This window comes from Helicobacter sp. (genome assembly GCF_029067145.1).
Lineage (GTDB): Bacteria > Campylobacterota > Campylobacteria > Campylobacterales > Helicobacteraceae > Helicobacter_D.
The window spans coordinates 1-4196 of sequence record NZ_JAIEFA010000041.1 but is presented as its reverse complement, the minus strand read 5'-3'; the positions used below and the strand labels follow the sequence as shown (position 1 = coordinate 4196).

The following is a 4196-nucleotide window of genomic DNA, read 5'->3' as shown; positions in this document are numbered from 1 at the left end:
CCCCATAGACTTTTAGAGTTTAGTATCATTGCAGAACCTAGTTTGTAAGATAGGTGGGAGTGGATTCTGTGTTTTGCGGTTATGAACGCAACTTTAGAATCTGTCTCTTTAAGAGATGGAATGAAACTCAAAAACATTTCATTTTGCGATTCCTTAATCCGCGCTAAATCCATAAACTTTTTGGCTTGTGTGATATTTCCATTAAAAAAGCAAATTTTAGCCGCACAAAAGCAAATATAGGGAAATTCCTCCCTTGCATTTTCCAAGTAAGCTTTAAATTGCTCTTTAAAAACAATATGCGTATTCCACAAAACAAGCAGCAACGACGCGAGATATTCTTCCCCCCTCTCATTTATCACATTTTCAAGATATTTTTCTGCGCGGTAGATTTGCTTCTGTCTTAAAAACTCCTCCACCAACATCACACGATACGCACTATTGCACATATCAAACTCCAAAGCCAACCACAAAAGCTTAATGCGCTCCTCAAAAGCCACTCCAATTTGCCGCCCCAAAAGGTAAGCATAAGCGCAACTCACGCTTTTTTGCACATTAGAAATATTCAAATAATCTTTCATTTTTGGGATAATAAAAGCATTATAAAGCTCTTTTTGCGTGAAATAGGCATTGAAGTTCAAAAGCTCATTTTGCGACCCCAAAAAAGCAGCAAATTTAGAAAATGTAGAATGATTCGCAATCGTTTTTTTCGCTTCAGCCATTAAACACACTTCAAAAATCGTTCTTTGTGTTTCGTTTAAATTCTCACTCCAAACTTGTGCGTTGATGAAATTTCCACTCTTTACCTCATCGTCTAGAACCTTAGCTACTGCTTCATTTGCCCTAGAATCCACGCCAAAAAGCAAAACCTTAAAGCCAAGCTTGATAAAATGTCTTGCCGCAAAAATCACCAAATCCACAGGAAAAAAGTATTTATGGATAACAGGACAAAACACAAATCTCCTATATTGCGTCTCTATGGAATCCCCGCTTCGCATATGCAAGGCGACAAAATCGCCTATTAAAGCCGCTTTTTCTCTAGCATTAGCAATCTGCTCCTTGTAGCTAGGCTTTAAGGGCAAGTGAGAAAAAATCTTATAAAAAGATTCCTTGTATTCGCTCTCATTCAAGTCCGCAAGATTCGCCTTTGTTGGGATATAATAATTCATCACCCAAGTTCCCCAAACTTCCCTACAAGGCTTTTCTTGCAATTCTTGCAAAGCCTTAAAAGCCAAAGTATTGCCCGCCCCGCGCAAGGGGAGAACATCAGAATAATTATGCTCTTCCAAAAACTCCTTTTCAAAAAGTTCCTCGGCGGATTCCATAAAAGCCCCGCTTTTGTCCTTGTCTAGTTGCGACCAAACAAACCCGAATTTAAATCCCAATTTCTCCGCAAGATAAATTGCAGTTACAAAAGCACTCATTCTACTACCAAAGGCATCGGCTCTCCCTGCTATTAAAAGATTCTTTTTTCTCACATAAGCTTTCACGCTAAAGTCGCCCACAAGCTCTACTGCAAAGCTTTTTACATCAAATTCTTGATACAAAAGAATCCATACTCCCTTTTCGTTTATTTCTAGGCGCGGGGATTTTATGGATACACCATTGATTGTGATTTTCAAACGTTCTAAATCGCTTCTATCCACCTTTCCAATCCACAAGCAATCCAATCGCGTTTCTTGCTCCAATGTGTAGCCAAAAGAAGTCTTATTCAGGCGGATTTCTTGCAAATCGTTGGGTTTAAATATCATTGCCCCCCTCCTAGAATCTCGCGGTATTGTCCAAGCAGTCTTTGATTATACCCCTCGCTATCAAACTCCTTAAAAGTAGGTGGGGATTGCAAAAGAGTTTTTATTCCTTGATAGATTCCCTCCTCTCCTCTTGGCACGACAAGTCCATATTCATTGTGCGCGCCTAAAAAATCCCTCGCACAAGTAAAATCTGTGCAAAGAATCGGACGCTTTAATATCATTGCTTCAGCGAGCACGAGGGGCAAGCCCTCGTGCTCGCTGGAAAGCGCAAAAAAATCGGCTTTTTTAAGGAAATTATAAGGATTGGCTTGAAATCCAAGCAAAAAGACTTTATTTTTCAATCCAAGCTCACTAATTAATCCCTCTAATTGCTCCCTCAACGCCCCCTCGCCCAAAATCAACAAAGTAAGCTTAGGAATTTCCCTGCTCACTCTAGCAAAAGCCAAAATCAAGCTTGTTTGGTCTTTTTCAATAGACAATCGCGCAACATTTATAAAGACCCGATAGCCTTGCTTAAAGTATTTGCGCTCTATTTCCTTTTCTAATGGAATCGCGGACTTCCTTAGCACCTCCTCTGCATTGATAAAATTATGCAAAGTGCAGAATTTGTCCTTCGCGATTCCATATTTATCCGATAAATCCTCTCTGTTTTGCGCATTCGTTCCCTCACTTACACTTAGAAGCTTGGAAAATCTTTTATAAAGGTAAAAAATTCCCTCAATTTGAGGGAATTTTTTATAAAACTCTCCTTGCATTGTATTGTGCAAGAAAATATACTTGCGCTTTGGCGGCGCATACGCATACAAAAACGCCCAATACAAGCTATATCCTTCATAATTGATACAGCAATCAAATGCGCATTCTCCATACACTCTGCGCCATTCTCTCTGCCAAGCCTTTTGCATAAGGGATTCCTGCTCGTTATTTCTCTCTCTTACAAACTCCCCTCTAAGCAGCCATTTTTCTTGTATATCAAGATTTTGCACGCCCACAGCGGGGAGAATCTCCACGAGATTCCTAATAGAATCAAAAATCGCTAGTCGCTCGGGATAAGGCGCAATCTGCCCACCACTCACGCTGACAAAGAAATCATACTCTTGGTGCAAATGCGCGATTAAGTTCTTAAACGCACTGCCGATTCCATTTGCCATAAAATGCCCTTGAAACATTAGAATCTTTGGCTTGCAAGAGTGCGCTTGATAAAGCCTGCTAGAATCGTAAGCTTCAAAGAAAAAGAAATCCACGATTCTTTGTGTAGAATTGCCATCTTCTAGCGGGAAAAACCGCTCCTTAAGGTGTGTGTAGCGATTTTTGCACTTTAAAAACTTCGTATCACTTAAAAGTGCCTTGACTTCCTCTAGGCTCTTGCAATACTGCAAGCCCAACTCCTCAAAGCCAAAATACACTCCCCGCTCCTTTTTGTATTGCGCATAATCATACGCATAGTAAAGAATCGGTCTATCTAGCGGCATAAAATCAAAGGCAATGGAGCTATAATCTGTGATGAGAATATCTACAATGCTTAAAAGCTCGTTGGTGTCTATCTCCCTATCGTTTGCGTCGCAGATTCTTAAGTCCTCTTTCTCTATGTATTTAAGAGTTTCGTGATGCCCTTTAAAAAGGATTTTAAAGGGCATTACGGAGAGCTCTTGCAAGAGCTTCGTGATGGTCGCGTATTCAAACTCTGCTTGTCCAAAGAATCCTCTATAAGTGGGCGCATACAAAAGCACCCTTTCTCCCTCTTTTATTCCAAAATGTTCTTTTAATCTTTGCTTATTTGCCTCTTGCAAAGTCAAATCTATCCTTGCATAACCGCTAAGCAAAGCCTTGCCACGATAAATCTTAGAAATCTCATAATCCTCTAAAAGCACCTTTTGCATAAAATCATTTGGATTGATGATATGCGTAGTTTGGAGGAAGTTTCGTTGTGTATTGCTATGCTCCAAAAAGCTTGTTTGGATATGCTTACCCAAACTCTTCATTGCAGTGCCGTGCCAAGTGTTGAGATAGAATTGCCCCTCTTTGCGAATGAAATAATAAGGAAAAGTGGTGTTATTGATAAGATATTTCGCACTTGCAAGATAACGCAGATACAAATCACTTCCGCGTTTGACGCAAATAAGATTCTTAAGCCTCCGATACTCTCTTTTGATATAATCGCTGCTTTCAATCACCCAAATATGCGTGAAATCGCTAAATCGCTCATCGTGCAATAAAAACTTAAAAATCGCATAGGGATTGCAGCTCATCAACCTCCCGTGGAAGCTCTCATACAGAATCGTTTTGTCGCGCAAAGGGAGGGATTCGTAATAATGCGTATAAAGTGCTCTTTGTTTAAAGCTTTGATTCTTCAAGGAATTCATCATTGTATAATTGGGGGGGGGGGGGGGGGGGGGGGGGGGGGGGGGGGGGGGGGGGGGGGGGGGGGGGGGGGGGGGGGGGGGGGGG

At 41.0% G+C, this 4196-nt stretch carries 1 protein-coding gene and 1 pseudogene; both read right to left on the bottom strand.

All coding sequences use genetic code 11. The features are described 5' to 3' along the window. Nucleotides 1-1748 (bottom strand): annotated as a pseudogene (locus K2N75_RS04810) (hypothetical protein); the annotation flags it as partial. Next, nucleotides 1745-4196: glycosyltransferase (locus K2N75_RS04805; protein ID WP_300120074.1), on the bottom strand; the 2452-nt coding region annotated here is incomplete at its 5' end. The pseudogene K2N75_RS04810 and the gene K2N75_RS04805, both read right to left, overlap by 4 nt.